Source organism: Paenibacillus sp. OK060 (assembly GCF_900101205.1).
GTDB classification, from domain to species: domain Bacteria; phylum Bacillota; class Bacilli; order Paenibacillales; family Paenibacillaceae; genus Paenibacillus; species Paenibacillus marchantiae.
The window spans coordinates 171,382-189,365 of record NZ_FNFR01000003.1; the positions used below are offsets into that span (position 1 = coordinate 171,382).

Here is a 17,984-nt window from a genome sequence, read left to right on the forward strand (position 1 = left end):
GAAACCATCGTATGAAAGGGATTATTAATTTTTCACTGAACAACAAGTTTGCGATCTGGATTCTGACCATCATCGTTTCCTTCGCCGGTTTGTACAGCGGACTGACGATGAAACAGGAGACCATTCCAAACATCAATGTGCCATTCTTGAGTGTTACGGCCATTGATCCAGGGGCAGCTCCAGAAGGTATTGTCGAGGATGTCACCAAACCACTCGAACAGACCTTAAGAAATGTAGAGGGAATTAAGACACTCACCTCTACTTCCATGGAGAATGCTTCTTCCATCACCCTCGAATTTGATTATGGTACCGATCTGGACAACGCTACCGCAGCGGTACGCGAAGCACTGAATGAGGTGCAGTTGCCGGATGGTGTACAGAAACCAACCATCTCGAAGTTCAGCATCAACTCCTTCCCGGTTGTCTCGCTCAGCTTGTCTGACAAGGACGGCGGCGATCTTGAACAATTGACTCGACTGGTTGAAACGGATATCCAGCCTGCACTCGAAGATATTGACGGTGTAGCTCAAGTCCAAGTTTCCGGCCAATATGTTAAGGAAGTTCAACTGAAGTTTGATCAGAAAAAAATGAATGAACTCGGTTTGACTGAAGATACAGTCAACGGCATCGTTCAAGGCTCTTCTGTCCGTGTACCACTCGGACTGTTTGAACTGGACAAAGCACAGAAAGCTGTTGTTGTTGATGGCAACATCATCGATCTGGATGATTTGAAAAATCTCGCTATTCCGGTTGTACCAAGCGGTGCAGGAGCAGGCAGTGGTTCGGCCACAGCACCACAAGGCGCCGGCGCACAAGCTGGTGGAGCAGCTCAAGGCTCTGCACAAGGTTCTGACCAGGCTGCAGGACAAGCCGCAGGTGGAAATGCCAGTGTAGGCAGCACTTCAGGTGCCGCAAACGCACCTGGAATTCCAACGGTTAAATTAAGCGAGATCGCCAAAATTGAAGTCATTGGTCAGGCGGAGTCCATTTCCCGGACAGACGGTAAGGAATCCATCGGGATCTCCATCGTTAAGTCCAATGATGCCAATACAGTTGATGTCGTTAAGGCGGTTAAGGACAAAGCGGAAGAATTACAAACGCAGTTCAAAAACGCCGATTTGACTGTTTTGCTTGACCAAGGTAAACCTATCCAGGACTCCGTAAACACGATGCTGTTCAAAGCGATGTTTGGTGCTTTGTTCGCCATTTTGATCATTCTGTTGTTCCTGCGTGATATTCGCTCCACCATTATTTCCATTGTCTCCATCCCGCTCTCCTTGCTCATTGCATTGACAGCACTGAATATGATGGACATTACGCTGAACATGATGACCCTGGGTGCCATGACGGTCGCGATTGGACGGGTTGTCGATGACTCCATCGTTGTTATCGAGAATATCTATCGCAGACTGACACTCAAGGGAGAGAAACTTAAAGGCCGTGATTTGATCCGGGAAGCTACCCGTGAAATGTTCATTCCGATCCTCTCTTCCACGATCGTAACCATTGCGGTATTCCTGCCGCTGGCACTGGTGAGTGGTATGGTCGGTGAGCTGTTCATGCCATTTGCCTTGACCATGGTCTTTGCTTTGCTGGCATCCCTGATTGTGGCTGTTACGATTGTACCGATGCTGGCACATACGCTGTTCCGCAAAGGTCTGAAGAACAAGCAGAATCATGAGGAAAAACCAGGCAAGATGGCGGAAGGTTACAAACGTCTCTTGAACTGGACATTGTCTCACAAACTCATCACCGTCGGCGTTGCTGTATTGCTGCTCGTCGGCAGTTTGTTCCTGTATCCGTTCATCGGTGCAAGTTTCTTGCCGGAACAACAGGATAAATATGTGACCATTACGTACAGCCCGGAAACTGGAGCTTTGCGTGAAGATGTTGAAAAAGAAGCACTCGTAGCCGAGAAATGGTTGCTGACGCAGCCAGGTCTGGAGAAAATGCAGTATTCCATCGGCGGCAGCAATCCACTGAGCAGCATGGGTGGAGGCAGCTCCAACTCTGCTCTCTTCTATATCGAATATAACGAAGATACGAAAGACTTTACAAAAGTGAAAGAACAGCTTGTGGAAGGTCTGAAGAAAGAAGTTACTGTAGGAACCTGGAATGAGCTTGACATGTCTGGGGGACTGGGAGGCAGCAGCTTGAGCCTTTCCATCTATGGTGACAATGTAGATCAGATCAAACCTGTCTCGGATGAAATTCTGAAGCTGGTTGAAGCAGATACCGAATCTTTTGAAAAAGCCGACACTACGCTCTCTGATACCTACGGGCAATACACGCTCGTCGCGGATCAGGAAAAACTGAGCTCGCTCGGTCTGACTGCTGGCCAACTGGCTATGACGCTCAGCCCTGCACGTGAACGCCCTGTACTCACAGAAGTGGATATTGAAAACAAAACGTATAAGGTCTATGTAGAGACTGACAAAAAGACATTCACCAGCATTGCTGATATTGAAAACGAAAAAGTTACTTCACCACTCGGCATTGAAGTACCAATCAAAGATGTCGCGAAAGTGGAAGAAGGCACTTCACCGAACTCCATCATGCGTATTGATGGCAAAGTCGTTGTGCAGGTATCAGCCAACATCTTAGCTTCCGATGTACAAAAAGCATCATCAAACTTGCAGGCGAACATCGACAAACTGGATCTGCCAGATGGTGTTGAAGTGAAGTTTGGCGGTACAACCGAACAGATTAATGATACGTTTACCCAACTTGGTCTGGCCATGCTGGCAGCCATTGCGATTGTATACTTTGTGCTTGTTGTTACGTTCGGCGGTGGACTGGCGCCATTTGCCATCCTGTTCTCCCTGCCATTTACCGTCATTGGTATTATGGTCGGCCTGTTCGTGGCTGGGGGTACGCTTGACGTATCTGCCATGATGGGTGGACTGATGCTGATCGGGATCGTGGTCACCAACGCCATCGTCCTGATCGACCGTGTTATTCACAAGGAAAAAGAGGGAATGCCTACTCGTGAAGCCTTGCTGGAAGCCGGAGCAACGCGTCTGCGTCCAATTCTGATGACAGCTCTGGCTACCATTGGTGCCTTGCTGCCACTGGTGACAGGACTTGAAGAAAGCGCAGGGATCATCTCGAAAGGTCTCGGAATTACCGTAATCGGTGGTCTGATCAGCTCTACGCTGCTGACTCTGGTTATCGTGCCAATCGTGTATGAGTTCCTGATGAAGTTCAAAAAGAAAAGAATTGAAGATTAATCGATACCTTCTGTTGAACGAATTAAATCATCATTCAGAATTATGATGAGCTTCTAACATAGAACACCCCTTAGTCCACATTAGAATGGTTTGTACATTCTGATCTGCGGCTAAGGGGTGTTTTACATTTAACTATAGTTTCTTAGCATCGGTCATAGAAACATCTAGATGTTAGATAGAACTACATAGAAATAATCCATTTTGTTTTATTTCATAAAAGGAAGAGATCATTTTGTGAAATAAAACAAATGAACGTGAGATTTCAGCTCATCTGTTGTTAACAGACTTATAATCAAGACAAACGCTCTTCAGAAGCTCGACTTACAAAGCGGGTATGTAAACTGCATGTATTTGAGGGAAGGACGGTGATTGTGTGGGGGAAACGACGCTGCATATTCAGATGAGAGACATGCTGAAACGTCCGGTGTTCCGCAAGGCTGAGGTACTCGCCAGTGAACGGGCCTTAGAGCGATATGTGCGCTGGGTGCACATTATGGAGGTTACCGAAGTAGGCAACTTGCTGAATGGCGGGGAACTGGTGCTAACGACTGGCATTGGCTGGCAGGATGATGAAAAGCAGGGACTGTCTTTCATGCGCCAGTTAATTGCTCGTGGAGCTGCGGGACTCTGTATCGAACTGGGGGCTCACACCAAGTCCCAGCTCGGACCTATGAAGGAACTTGCAGCAGAAGAGGATTTTCCACTGATCTGGTTCCACGAACAAGTACGTTATATCGATATTACACAGGACCTGCATTTCGCCCTGATTCGCAGCCACCAGCGTATGCTCGCTGATCTCGACAGCCTCACTACCTCGTTCAACCAACTTCTTTTGAATGGAGACGGTGTACAACCACTGCTCCGACTGTTGTCTCGAACAACGGGTTACCCTGTAGCGTTATATCCACTGGATGGGGAAGCAAGTGCCGTTCCCTACTGCCCTCCAGCCCAATTGGAGATTCGTCGGCAGGAGTGGTTGTCACGTCGTGGTCATTCGGACGAGGGAGAGCATTTGGGAGATCATTCTTTACAGAGGAATCATTCGGTGCATTCACTGGATGCACTCACCCTGACTGTTCAAGCGCTTGATTATGCATTTGCCGATCTGGTGCTGATGCTCGACAAGCTACCGGATCACGATCAGGATCTGCATAACAGGCCCTCTGAAGAGTTCATCATCCAGGCACTGGAACGTTGCGCAGCCGCCATTGCTCAGGACTGGATGCGCACCAAATACATGGAGGAAAAGCGACGCTACAAGGAAGATATGTGGGTCATTGACTGGCTTAACGGACATCATTCTGCGAAAGAAATTCATGAATATGTATCTGCTGCCAATGCCCAGCTTGCTTCTGGAAAAGGTACCGTCATTTTGTTCGATAGCAATCCCAGCTACACAGACAGTCTCAAGCTACAGAAACTGCTAATTCAACGCAACATCATTGCCCGTTCCGTGTTCGCGCGGGAAGGATTCGCCCTGTACAGCACCGTGCTAAACCACCAGATCATTCTGATTATTGTTGACCCTCTGCCTGGATCTCAGCGAAAAAGCAGTCTATGGCGCTGCATTGAACAGTTGCAGCAGCATGAACAGGAACAGACCCATCGCCTCTTCTCGGGTCTGTTCGGCATCGGTCACAACTGCGCTGATCTATCACGTCTGAAAGACAGCCTTGAGGCAGCCAAGGATACCCTGCGCATTCAGAAGGACATCGGTGTGATGCAGCAGCCCTTTTATAGCAATCTTCACTGCTACCGCATTATTGCCAGCATGAAGCAGAGCGGCAGTCTGGATGATTTCATTGAGGAATATCTTGGGCCAGTCATTCGTTATGATGCCGAAAAAGGCGGTCAGTTGTTGCGTACGCTTAAACAATATTTTATTCTATGCTGCTCCAAGCAGGAGACGGCCACGGCTTTATTTATCGTCCGACAGACGTTATATCACAGATTACACAAAATTGAGACACTCCTGGGTGATGACTATACTCTCCCCGAGAAACGTGTCGCCATCGAACTAGCTATCTATGCATATGAATATGTTCACGGACCACTCGCGTGACCTTCTACGCTCCTTTTTGCTCTTGAAGCTGCCTGATCAGGATATGACTGAACCACTTCCGTCCAGACGCTGTACCCACATATTGCTCCTGTTTTTCTCCGGGAAGATCGGGGTGCCCCCACACGACATGAGCACCCTCCAGATGTTCCCGAACGGCATAGATCCGGTAACCCTGGGCCACCATTCGTTCAATCGCTATCTTTTCCTCTTCAAATACATCATGGTCAGACATCAGCTTCACCCTCCATTCACTGCCGTCACAGGCTGTCTCACAGGTAATGGTGCACCGGCATCATATTTGTCACGCTTCACATACTGACCCGCTCCTGCCACTCCGGCAAACTGTCGATCCCGAATCACATATTCCCCGCGGCATAGCACTGTCACCGGACATCCCTGAACCTGCATGCCCTCAAAGGCGCTATAATCCACATTCATATGGTGGGTAGCTGCCGAAATCACCCTTGAGATAGATGGGTCAAAAATAACGATATCCGCATCTGTCCCCACAGCAAGGGTTCCTTTCTGCGGAAATAAACCAAATAGCTTGCTTGCCCGTGTAGAGCATAAATCCACCCACTGATTAAGCGAAATTCGCCCCTTCACTACCCCTTCGGAATATAAAATGCTGAGCCGATCTTCAATGACAGGCCCTCCATTTGGAATTTTGCTGAAATCATCCCGTCCCAGATCCTTCTGTCCCTTGAAGTTAAACGAACAATGGTCCGAGCCAATCGTCTGCAATTGACCATTCTTGAGTGCATTCCACAACACTTCCTGATGATGGGCTTCACGCAGCGGTGGGGACCAGACATACTTCGCGCCTTCAAAATCCGGTTGATCCATCTTCGATTGATCCAGAGTTAAGTACTGCGGACAGGTCTCGCCCCAGATTCGATAACCCATGTCTCGCATACGGGCGATCTGCTCCACGGCTTCCGCACAGGTGACGTGCACCACATAGAGCTGTGAATCGGCAAGTGCTGCCAGTCGGGCCGCCCTCCCTGTAGCCTCTCCTTCCAACATGGAAGGTCGGGTAAGTGCATGATGTATCGGCTCGGTTCTACCATCCGCCAGCGCCTGCTGGACCAGCAGATCAATAACATCGCCGTTCTCGGCATGTACCATGACGAGTGCGCCGTACTCTTTGGCCTTTTGCAGCGTCTGAAAGAGAATGCCGTCATCGGCCTGGAACTGATTTTTATAAGCCATGAACACCTTGAAGGAAGACACACCCTCTTCTTCAATGATCTGTGGCAGTTCCTCCAGCACCTGATCATTCATCTCGCCAATCATCAAATGAAACCCGTAATCAATGGCGGCTTTGCCCTCGGCTTTGGCATGCCATTCCTGAAGGGATTCCAGCAAAGGTCGACCTTTTTGCGTCAAACAGAAATCAATGACCGTCGTTGTGCCACCGAAGGCAGCAGCTGCGGTACCCGTTGCAAAATCATCCGCCGTCACCGTTCCGCCGAACGGCATATCCAGATGAGTATGCGGATCAATCCCGCCAGGGATGACATAACAGCCAGACGCATCCACAACCTCCGTTCGTTCATCCGGCACAAGTCCCATGCCAATCTGCACGATCTTTCCGTTTTCAATGTAGATATCCGCTTCAAACGTATCCGACGCTGTGACCAACATTCCATTACGAATCAATTTGCGGGTACTCATGATATCGCCTCCTTGGTGGATTGGTCTCTGGCCGATTGCAGCAGGGCAATCGCAGACTGACGGTCATTCCAGGTTAACGGTTCCTGTTCATGTGCGATCTCTACCATCTCAATTGCGCCGTCCACCGGACAGACAATCGAGCACAGATTACATCCGACGCAATCTTCCTCAACGACCTCCAGATACGAGCCAGAGGGGTCAGACAACATATCAATACATTGATGCGAGGTGTCTTCGCAGGCGATATGGCATTTGTTGCAATTGATGCAGACATCGCGGTTGATGCGGGCTACCACTTTGTAATTCAAATCGAGATTGCCCCAATCCGAATAACGCGGAACCGTCTGACCAATCAATTCAGATACACTTCGCAGACCTTTCTCATCCAAATAATCGTTCAAGCCATCGATCATGTCCTCCACGATACGGAAGCCATGATGCATGGCTGCGGTACATACCTGGACCCCCGTCGCGCCCATAAGTAAAAATTCTGCGGTATCCCGCCAATCGGATATGCCTCCGATGCCGGAAATCGGCACACCAACTGCCGGATTGCGCGCACACTCGGCAACCATGTTCAGCGCGATTGGCTTCACAGCCGGACCGCAGTAGCCGCCATGCGCCCCTTTGCCACCTACATGCGGCACGGTATTCCATGAATCGAGATCCACACCCGCCAGGGAGTTGATCGTATTAATCAGGGAAATCGCATCCGCACCGCCACGCACGGCTGCCCGGGCAGTCGCCGTAATATCGGTGATATTTGGCGTTAGCTTCACAATGACAGGTGTGGTCGCCACTTCCTTCACCCACATCGTCTGCAATTCAACCAGATCCGGTTGCTGACCAGACGCTGCTCCCATACCACGCTCGGCCATGCCGTGCGGACATCCAAAGTTTAGCTCCAGCCCGTCTACGCCGACAGCTTCGACTTTCTTCACAATCTCATGCCACTTCTCGCGTTTCGGTTCCACCATGAGTGAAGCAACTACTGCCCGATCTGGGAAACGCCTCTTGGTCTCAGCAATTTCACGCAGATTCACCTCGAGCGGACGGTCGGATATTAACTCAATATTGTTAAAACCCGCGACGCGCTGTCCACCAAAATGAACGGCTGCAAAACGCGAAGAGGTATTAATGATCGGCTCGCCCAACGTCTTCCAGACGGCACCACCCCAGCCTGCTTCAAAGGCGCGCTGAACCTGATATCCGGTATTGGTCGGCGGCGCAGAGGCCAGCCAGAATGGATTGGGCGATCGAATACCTGCCAGATTAATGGATAAGTCAGCCATAACGATCCCTCCTTGGTGTAGATAGAACCCACAACGGTGTTTGTTTCAACTTCACAAGTTACACAGGAACCTCACGTATTTATTACCTAGGACTTCTGCTTCATAAGGGTTAAGTTGAGTGGTTGGTGTTGCCAACCCGTTGGCATAATTTGTTGAAATATTCTAACGAACCGTACACCTCGTATTTCAAGCCGTCTCTTCCACCTGTCCGGGCAACGCCTTCATCACCGATGCAGCCGCCAGCTTGCCCTGCTGTGCAGCGGAGACCACCATCGCTTCGCCCTGCCCCTGTCCGAAGATTACATCTCCTGCCGCATAGATCTGTGGATGGGACGTACGGTACGTCTGTGGTTCCACTTCAACAACGCCCCAGTGATGACGCAGGCCAAATTCCTCAATTAATGGCAGCAAACGGTTCTGTCCAATGGCTCGAACAACGGTGTCACATTCAAGCATGAACTCCGATCCCTCAATCGGCACAGGCCATGCCCGACCACCTCCAGGTGGAGTAACCAGCTTCATTTTCATACATTCTATAGCCTGGACTCGACCATTCTCGTCTCCAATAATGCGCTTCGGCATGGTGAACCAGCGAAATTCCACACCTTCCTGCTTCGCAAATGTATATTCGAAGGCATACGCTGTCATCTGGCTCTCCCCGCGTCGATAAAGCATCTGCACACGCTCGGCACCTAGGCGTACCGAACAGGTCGCTGCATCCACTGCCGTATTGCCCGCACCAATAATGGCAACCTTCAGACCATTCAGGGCCGGAGGCACACCCTGCTTCGTGGATTCCACCAGCTCAATGGCATCATAGACTCCCTCCAGCGTCTCTCCTTCAATGCCGAGCATCGGAACAGCGCCCATCCCGCAAGCCAAAATAACTGCTTCGTGCTGCTCCAATAACTCTTCAGCGGATACATCCACCCCAATGCGTACACCATACCGAATCTGCACACCCAGTGCTTGCACCTGTTCGACTTCCCATAAAGCTACGGATTCCGGTAGGCGAAAGGACACGATACCATACGTGTTCAGCCCTCCGCCTTTCCCTTTGGCTTCATAGATCGTCACCTCATACCCTGCACGCCCCAACTCTCTGGCCGCAGACAATCCCGCTGGCCCTGCGCCTACAACTGCAACACTTCTTCCGTTGGCAGGCGCTGCCTTGAATAACGGTTCAATCTTCGTCCGTGCCCAGTCTGTTGCATATCGCTGCAAATCACCGATCCTAATCGGCTTGGATGACTCGTTCAGTACACAAGCGCCTTCACACAGTTCCTCTGTCGGGCAGACCCGTGCACAGCTAGCACCTACCGGGTTGGCTTCCATAATGGTCCGAGCCGAGCCTTTGAGGTGACCTGTTGAGATTTTTTTGATAAACGAAGGAATATTAATGTCGGTTGGACATGCCTTGATACAGGGTGCATCATAACAGTACAGACAGCGGTTCGATTCCTCCATCGCATCCTTGCCCGTCATTGCAGGCCTCATTTCGGTAAAACGACTCTCCCATCCGTAATCGGACAACGTTGCTCCTGCGCTGTTCATCATGTCTTACACCTCCAAGGTTGATCTCTGTTTTTTCTTTCGCCGCCGAATAAAAGTTAACGATTGATTCACACAGGACTGCATGGCAGAACTATCTTCGATCAATCGCTGTTAGCTCCGGATTTTTTATCCCAGGTCATTGCTACAAGTTAACGAGATGCTCGTAGGTCTCAGGCCGTCGATCGCGGTAAAATTGCCATACATTGCGCACTTCCCGAATCAACTCCGTATCCATCTCGCCAATGATGACCTCATCCTGATCCCTGCTGCCCATGGCCACCATCCTGCCTCGGGGGTCCACCAGATACGACTGACCGTAAAATTCACCCATATTCCATGGCGATTCCACGCCCACTCGGTTGATAGCAGCCACATAATAGCCATTAGCTACCGCATGGGCAGGCTGCTCCAGCTTCCATAAATACTCCGATGTTCCGGCTACCGTTGCGGAAGGGTTGAATACAATCTCTGCACCCGCTAGCCCAAGCAGCCGTGCTCCTTCCGGAAAATGACGATCATAACAGATGTACACACCCACTCTGGCGTAGGCTGTATCAAATACCGGGTAACCCAGGTTGCCAGGTCTGAAATAATATTTTTCCCAGAACCCATTCGTGCCTTCGCCCGCTTCCACATGCGGAATATGATGTTTGCGGTATTTCCCCAGGTAGGAGCCGTCCGCATCAATAACAGCAGCCGTATTGTAATACGAAGCGATGCCTTCCACCTCGTATACAGGCAGAATGATCACCACGCCGAGCTCCTTCGCGAGCCCCTGAAAACGCATGGTTGTCGGTCCTTCCGGCACCTGCTCGGCAGATGCATACCACTTGGGGCTCTGCTCCGTGCAGAAGTAAGGCCCGTAGAACACTTCCTGCAAGCCGATAATCTGCGCTCCCCGAGCAGCCGCCTCACGCACCAGCGCAATGTGTTTCTGAATGGCGGCCTCCTTATGCACTTCAACTGGGGCCGAGCCCTCCACCTCGTGTGAAGCTTGAATCATCCCGATGCTGATTTTACCCATACGCCACATCGCCTCCTCTAAGAAACTGTCCGCTGTCCGTTTATATGAAAATCACCATCATCTTATATGACTGTAAAACCCACCGAATATGATTGGATTTGAAGTATCCATTGGATTGTTACCTACGAAATGAACTTCTATCGTCCTCCCTCCTGGTATGTTCCCCTCGTTACTCACCGGTTTCCGGGCTGCACATCTGCCTTATCGTGCGGTACAACACTTCTGTACCGAGAGCAATGTCCTCGGGCGAAGAATACTCACTTGGATGATGGCTGATCCCATCCTTGCTGCGAACAAAGATCATGCCATAGTCACACACGTAAGAAAGGGCCAGCGCATCATGGAACGGACCACTCATCAGCTCCGGTAAAGGCAGGTCGATTTCTTCGGCAGAAGAGCGAATGGCATTTTTGATTCGTTCTGCACAATATCGCGGCTCGCTGTTGGTATCTTCGGTCAAAGAGTAGGTCAGGCCGTATTTCGAGCTGACGTCATCCAAGAGGCTCATTAACCTTCCCTCAAGCCGATTTCTGCGCTCCATCTCCATATCTCGCAAATCAACCGTAAAGCTGACCTGTTCAGCAATGATGTTGCGTGAGTCGGGAAAGACACTGAGGCTCCCCACGGTCCCTACTGTCGGAGCTTCTGGATCTTCTCTGACCATATCGTCAAAAGCCGCAATGACCTTGGCGCTGCCCACCAGCGCATCATGACGCATTCCCATCGGTACGGAACCGGCATGCCCTGCCATGCCTTTCATCGTCACCGTGAGCCACAGCGGGCCCGAGATGCCAGTCACCAGGCCTACTGGAGCGTCCAACGATTCGAGTACAGGTCCTTGCTCAATATGCAGCTCCAAATAACTGCCAATCGAACCCGCCGGATAGACCGCTTTGGCAAATTGCTCTGGTGCACAGCCAAAGGCCTGCAATGCCTCTCCGCGGGTCACCCCATTTTTGTCCTGTCGCTCCAATTCTCCCTCTTCCAGCTGTCCGGTTATGCCACGTGAACCAAATAATCCTTTGTTAAAACGCGATCCCTCTTCATCACAAAAGGCAATGACCTCAATGGGCATCCGAGGGCGAATGCCTTGTTCCATCAGACACTGAACAGCTTCCAGCGCACCAAGGACACCGATGGCCCCATCATACCGACCGCCATACGGCTGGGAATCGATATGTGAACCGATCATGAGGATTGGCAGGGACGAATCTGTACCTTCAAAGCGACCAATCAGATTGCCAAACGGATCAAGGCGAGTCACAAGTCCGGCCTCTTCCATCCAGAGACGAACCTGGATAATGCCCTCCATGTCTTCCGGGGTTAAGGCAAGTCGACAGACACCCGTCTCCACAATTCGGCCAATACGGGACAACTGTTCAATTCGATCATCCAGACGCAGCTGATTGATGATTTTCCCGGTGGTGGTCTGCATCCTCCCTCGCCTCCTTACATATTCACAAGCACGATATAATTAGAGATCCCACTAGATTTGCGCCTCTCCTCCATCGCTACCCTGCATCCAGACTGCGTAGTGCAGCCAGCAAACTACCAGCGATCAGGTCCAATTCTTCCTCGGTGGTGACAAACGGCGGTGAGATGGTCAAAATATTCGCAAATCCCGGCACGGTGTCGCCATTCTTGCCAATCAGGACACCGTCCTGTTTGCAGCTTGCCAGTACTTTCATGACCTTATCCGCATGAGCAGGCGAACCATCTGTTTCAATCAGCTCCACCCCGCAGGCGAAGCCAAATGTACGGATATCTCCAACCACCGATAACTCCAGCAGCGGCTCCAGCTTATCCCGGAGCAGGTATCCAAGTTCATCGGCACGGTTGACCAGATTCTCTCGTTCCAGGATATCGAGGTTGGTCAGTGCCACGCGGCAGGAGACTGGGTTGCCCCCGAACGTATTCACATGACGAAAGTGTGAATCGGGTCCGGGTTCTCTGAACGTGTCATACAGATCCGCTCGAACGGCTGTCGCCGATAGTGGAGCGTACGCACTCGTCATACCCTTTGCCATCGTGACGATATCGGGCTGCACTCTGTAATTCTGATGACCGAATTTTTGCCCGGAGCGGCCAAATCCGCAGATGACCTCATCCACAATGAACAGCACCCCATAACGCTCACAAATCTCCTGCACGGTACGCATATACTCCGGAGGCGGGACAATCATGCCGCCCCCTGTAATGACTGGTTCCATAATGACCGCAGCTACCGTCTCCGGCCCTTCCCAACGAATAACCTCTTCATAGATAGTGGCGCATTCCAGTCCGCATCCATCCTTGTTTCGTCCAAATGGACAGCGGTAGCAATAGGGAGGTGGTACATGAGAAAAGCCTACGCCCAGCGGCTCGTATTTGATTTTGCGGGCCGCTTGCCCGGTAGCGCCCAGTGCGCCCATGGAGTTGCCGTGATAGGCGCGGTGACGGGAGATGAATTTGTGACGAGTTGGTTCACCATTCTGATGATGAAACTGACGGGCTATTTTGAACGCCACTTCATTGGCATCTGAACCCGAGTTGGAGAAGAATATGCGATACTCCCCCTCCAGCCAGTCATTCAGCTTCTCTGCCAGCAGAATCGCCGGCTCATGGCTCTGGGTCATGGGCACGTACGCTAGAGCTTTCATCTGCTCATAGGCACTTCGAGCAATCTCCTCGCGTCCATGCCCGACGTTCACACACCACAGTCCCGACATCGCATCCAGATACCGTGTGCCATCCTGATCCGTGATCCAGCTGCCCTCCCCGCTTACGGCAATCATCGGATGATCGTTATGAGGCGAGATGTGATGCCACACATATTTGCGATCTTTTTCCAGCCACTCTTCCTTTGTACCACCACGCGGCTGAGGTTGCTGATCCACTGAGCTCATTCGTCATCCTCCTCTCTAACCTGAACCTATGGACTTTACACTTGACCACTCCGATTGCAGTACCCTCTTCCGAACACTCCACGCTTATTTATTTCGTCACATCCTTCACGGCTTCTTCATAGATGCTTTTCTCCAGTGCTTCGTCCAGATTAGCGGCTTTCTTGATCAGACCATACTTCAGGGCAATATCCGCAGTCCGGGTAAACGATTCATCCACGAAACTGCCCACTTGTTTCTCCGTAAATCCTTCCGGGCGAATCAGCTTCGCAATCTCTTCGAGCATGGTCACCTGATGTTCGCGGGTCGTGCTGCCGTCTGTTACGTTCTTCATCACGATATCTACCGTTTCATTCTGATTGTCGATGGCGTAGTTCCAGCCTTTCAGAACGGCACGGGTCACTTTCACCGCCAGCTCTTTATTACTGTCCACCCAATCCTTCTTCGCGATCAGCGTATCCTCCAGCATACCTACCCCGGCATCCTCAATGTTGAATACATCCAGGTCGGTCTCCTTCGTTCCGCTTTCCAGTACCACGTGATATTCGTTATAAATCGTTGCCGTGGCGACATCCACCTGATCGTTGAAGAACTGATCCATCGTGAAACCCTGCTTCACCAGTTCAATATCCTTCTTTGGATCAAGGCCGTTCTTCTCCATAAAAGCGAGAACCTGAAACTGCTGACTGCCGAACCATGTGCTCACTTTCTTGTCTTTCATCTGGGCTGGATCGGTAATACCTGCGGACTTCTTGGCAATCAATCGATAACTGCTCTTCTGCGAAATCTGGGCTAAGGAGACCAGCGGAAGACCGTTATCCCGGCTGACCAGCAAACTGTCTACCCCAGTGATACCCACATCGGCTGCGCCGTTGACCACCTGCTGTTCAATCACGATATCCGGGCCACCCGGAATGATCTCGGCATCAATACCTTCATCTGCAAAGAAACCTTTCTCCTTAGCGGCGTATATCCCCGCGAACTGAGCCTGTGGCACCCATTTGAGCTGAATTTTCACTTTGGTTAAGGGCTGATCTGCCCCTCCCGCTCCCTCAGAGCTGGCAGCAGCAGGAGTGACGGACGGCTCTGATTTTGCGGAGCACGCTCCCAGCATCGCAACGACCAACAGTACCAACACCAGAAAACCCGGTTTTAACGTTTTGTACATATACAGAACAACCCCCTGTTTATATATAAGGATTTTCAATCAGGTACTGTGTAGCCCTGCTTCACGAGTCAATCGATCTGTGGAAGGTTGGCATCTGAATGAGCTTTTATGGATCTGTACGTGCACGATTCCACGGGATCAGCCGTTTCTCGGCCAGAACGACGACTTCATACAGCACAATACCGAGCACAGCCGCGATAACAATACAGGACCAGGCAAGTGGCATGTTCGCCAGTCGGATCTGATCCGAGAGCAAGTATCCAAGCCCCTGGGAGGCGATGAAAAACTCACCCACAATGGCGCCAATAATGCTGGTCGACATATTAATTTTCAGACCTGCGAAGAGGGAAGGTAGCGCATGTGGCCAGCGCAGCTTCACGAAAACCTGCATCCTACTGGCGGCAAGACCACCCATCAGATCACTGTATTGCGGCTGAATTGAGGTCAAGCCCTTGAATAGACTCACAGCCATGGCAGCCATCGTAATTACAGCCACGACGGCAATACGTGACCATATCCCGTCCCCAAACCAGTTGTTCATAATCGGGGCCAGCGCAACAATCGGAACGGCGTTCAGTGCTGACATTACAGCAACTGCCGCCCTGCCACTCGTCGGGAAGAAGGATGCAACCGAAGCCGCCAAAGCTCCCAGCAAGGAGCCTAGCAGAAAGCCACCCAGCATCTCGGTTCCGCTGTACATCGCGTATCGGAAGAGCATTTCTGCATTTTCGCTGATGGACGCTGCAATTGCTGATGGCACAGGCAGTTGGTAACTTTCAAGCGAGAATAACTGATGGAACAATCGAAGCTGCCATAAGGTAAGAAATAAGGCTCCGGCAAGCCACGGCAGTAGGCGCAATCCAATTGATCTTTTGCGAACACTACTACCCCGCAGTCTCTGTCCGGCTTGTCCCTGTTGCCCATGGATATCCGAGCCTGAAGCAGTTGGCACCTTAATCGAATCCACAATAGATTCCCCAATGGAGCCCGTGCCAGAGACAGCGACCGTCGCACCCTCCTCACCATTGCGGCTTACCACCACACTTTCATTCATCATGCAGCACGCCCTCCCTTGGCCCTGAATTCGGGCTGCCATGGGGTTAGCCAGCGCTCAGCAAGGCTGATGGCAAGATACGAGATGAGTCCAATGCCAATGCTGAGCATGATGGTTGCCCAGAACATGCCGATTTGGGCACTGCCGTAATACAAGGAACTGACCATCAGTACGCCAAGTCCATCCGGGGCTCCCATTAGCTCCACCACAATGGAAGAAGTGACTGCAAGTGGAGCAGCTATTTTCATACCGGAAAACAGACCAGGCAGTGCAGAAGGCAGCAGACATTTGACATAACGCGCAGGCAGGGAAGCTCCACAGGAACGCATAAGCTCCAGATGCTCCGGCGCTGCACTTTTTAATCCTTTGAGTGTGTGGATGATAATCGGGAAGAACGTAACGTAAGCCGCCATTATAATTCGGGCCCACTCGGCATTATGGATAATGCCATAGACAATGGGCGCAAGACCGATTACGGGCACCATCTGGGAAGAGATGACATACGGAGATAAGGTACGCTCCACCCAAACCGCCACACTCATGAGCAGGGCCAGCAGCAGGCCTAACGCAGTTCCACCGGCAAAACCAATTGCTGCATTCCCAAACGTTACGGCCCCCTGTTCAGCCAATGTGCCTGAGTAACGAAACAGGGCTGCTAGAACCTCGTGCAGATAAGGAAGACGGGATGCTGCCTGCTGGGTTGACAAGAACAAGTGGAGAATCCAGGCGATACCTTCCCACAGCAGCAATACGGACAAAATCCAGATCACTACCCAGGAGCGAAAACCCAGCTTATTGGTGTGCAGGAACATGGATTGGATCACGCTCCTCATAGAAACAATTGCGGATGGTGGTCATCATGCGGTAAAAGGCTTCGGTTTCCCTCAGCTCTCGATCCCGCTCGGCTGGCAGGTTAACGGAATGAATGGAGTGCACCTGACCGGGGTGTGCGGAGAGGACGATGATGCGGTCAGATAGAAATACGGCTTCGGGGATGCTGTGTGTAACAAAAAGGAATGTCTTGCCTGTAGATCGCTTAATATCAAGTAGTTCCAATTGCAGCTTCTCCTTCGTGAATTCATCCAGTGCGGAGAAAGGTTCATCCATAAGCAGCAATGGCGGATCAAGCGCGAGTGCACGTGCAATGGAAACGCGCTGCTGCATGCCCCCACTGAGCTGCCACGGATAATGGTCAGCAAAGTGGGTCAGCCCGACCATTTCAAGCAGTTCACCACTTATGCGGCGGCACTCCTTCCGGCTTGTGCCGAGCAGCTCCAGGGGAAGCTCCACATTGTGGCGTACCGTGCGCCAATCGAACAGAGCAGGAGTCTGGAAGACAATACCGAACTGGCGCTGCAACCGCGCCCGCTCTGGTTCTTCCCCGGCAACCCGGATGCTGCCTGTCGTTGGCTGGAGCAAATCGGCTACGAGTCGCAGCAGTGTGGACTTGCCACACCCCGAGGGGCCAAGCAGAGAGACAAATTCATTGGAATGGATTTGAAATGAAACGTCGGACAGGGCGGTAACTTGTTGTGCTCCACTGCCAAATACAACGGATACGTGATCCAGCTCAATATGGCAGGTGTCGGGGACAATGATTGAGGACATGGGCATTCTCCTTTTCGCGGGAAGCTCGCAATCTTTTCACACCAAGGCTGAATGGAAGGTTTGTATACACGAACGTAACAGGTTTTGCTTGTTAGGTAATACTATATATCTTTGGGCGGGGATTACATTATACAGATTGTTTTGAGTATGGGCTTGTTCATGTTACACAGTGTAAAATGATACCGATTCTCAGTCCTAAACATGTCAATGTCCGTGTATGTTATCTAACATCTGCTTCACTTATACAGAACTCTTGTAATATCCAAGTAAAGGCGCATAATCATTTGTATTTATTGAATGAATATTCGGAAAATATGACATATACCCTCGTATTCTTGTTGATTTTCTTGTATAAACATTGATAACAGCATTTTGCAAAATGCTCATATAGAAGGACGTGAACTCTCGCCCCGATACGGTGTCTGGTTCTGGG

Annotated in this window: 13 protein-coding genes; 2 read left to right on the top strand and 11 right to left on the bottom strand. The window is 51.0% G+C overall.

Annotated features, from left to right (window positions below; genetic code table 11):
• Window positions 1-11 precede the first annotated feature (11 nt).
• Both BLS14_RS12580 and BLS14_RS12585 read left to right on the top strand, forming a co-directional pair.
• On the top strand, window positions 12-3,230 hold the full coding sequence (locus BLS14_RS12580; RefSeq protein WP_072733640.1) for an efflux RND transporter permease subunit: 3,219 nt from the start codon (window positions 12-14) through the stop codon (window positions 3,228-3,230).
• Window positions 3,231-3,603: 373 nt separating this feature from the next.
• Window positions 3,604-5,292, top strand: coding sequence for a PucR family transcriptional regulator (locus BLS14_RS12585; RefSeq protein ID WP_090951956.1), 1,689 nt, complete (start codon window positions 3,604-3,606; stop codon window positions 5,290-5,292).
• A gap of 4 nt (window positions 5,293-5,296) precedes the next feature.
• Here the strand turns inward: BLS14_RS12585 and BLS14_RS12590 are convergent, their stop codons facing one another.
• The 11 genes from BLS14_RS12590 to BLS14_RS12640 all read right to left on the bottom strand — a co-directional run bounded on the left by BLS14_RS12590 (window position 5,297) and on the right by BLS14_RS12640 (window position 17,551).
• Entirely contained in the window at window positions 5,297-5,524 is a 228-nt protein-coding gene (locus BLS14_RS12590; protein WP_063566948.1) for a hypothetical protein, read from the bottom strand.
• A 5-nt stretch (window positions 5,525-5,529) separates the two neighbouring features.
• Entirely contained in the window at window positions 5,530-6,969 is a 1,440-nt protein-coding gene (hydA, locus tag BLS14_RS12595; protein ID WP_090951959.1) for a dihydropyrimidinase, read from the bottom strand.
• Window positions 6,966-8,261, bottom strand: coding sequence for an NAD-dependent dihydropyrimidine dehydrogenase subunit PreA (gene preA / locus BLS14_RS12600; RefSeq protein WP_063566946.1), 1,296 nt, complete (start codon window positions 8,259-8,261; stop codon window positions 6,966-6,968). Before preA ends, hydA begins: the two co-directional genes overlap by 4 nt.
• 186 nt (window positions 8,262-8,447) lie before the next feature.
• Window positions 8,448-9,815, bottom strand: coding sequence for an NAD(P)-dependent oxidoreductase (locus tag BLS14_RS12605; RefSeq protein WP_090952650.1), 1,368 nt, complete (start codon window positions 9,813-9,815; stop codon window positions 8,448-8,450).
• Between the two features lie 142 nt (window positions 9,816-9,957).
• On the bottom strand, window positions 9,958-10,839 hold the full coding sequence (locus BLS14_RS12610) for a nitrilase-related carbon-nitrogen hydrolase (RefSeq protein WP_090951961.1): 882 nt from the start codon (window positions 10,837-10,839) through the stop codon (window positions 9,958-9,960).
• Window positions 10,840-11,008: 169 nt separating this feature from the next.
• The gene (locus tag BLS14_RS12615; protein ID WP_090951964.1) at window positions 11,009-12,274 is read right to left on the bottom strand and encodes a M20 family metallo-hydrolase; all 1,266 of its coding nucleotides are present in this window, start codon (window positions 12,272-12,274) and stop codon (window positions 11,009-11,011) included.
• A 76-nt stretch (window positions 12,275-12,350) separates the two neighbouring features.
• The gene (locus tag BLS14_RS12620; protein ID WP_090951967.1) at window positions 12,351-13,724 is read right to left on the bottom strand and encodes an aspartate aminotransferase family protein; all 1,374 of its coding nucleotides are present in this window, start codon (window positions 13,722-13,724) and stop codon (window positions 12,351-12,353) included.
• Between the two features lie 88 nt (window positions 13,725-13,812).
• A complete protein-coding gene (locus tag BLS14_RS12625; RefSeq protein ID WP_090951970.1) occupies window positions 13,813-14,889 on the bottom strand; it encodes an ABC transporter substrate-binding protein in 1,077 nt (358 codons plus the stop codon).
• Between the two features lie 106 nt (window positions 14,890-14,995).
• Window positions 14,996-15,946: an ABC transporter permease gene (locus tag BLS14_RS12630; RefSeq protein WP_256336423.1), complete on the bottom strand. Its 951-nt coding sequence runs from the start codon at window positions 15,944-15,946 to the stop codon at window positions 14,996-14,998.
• A complete protein-coding gene (locus tag BLS14_RS12635) occupies window positions 15,943-16,776 on the bottom strand; it encodes an ABC transporter permease (protein ID WP_256336424.1) in 834 nt (277 codons plus the stop codon). The genes BLS14_RS12630 and BLS14_RS12635 overlap by 4 nt, the downstream gene beginning before the upstream one ends.
• On the bottom strand, window positions 16,736-17,551 hold the full coding sequence (locus BLS14_RS12640; RefSeq protein WP_256336425.1) for an ABC transporter ATP-binding protein: 816 nt from the start codon (window positions 17,549-17,551) through the stop codon (window positions 16,736-16,738). The genes BLS14_RS12635 and BLS14_RS12640 overlap by 41 nt, the downstream gene beginning before the upstream one ends.
• Window positions 17,552-17,984: the final 433 nt, after the last annotated feature.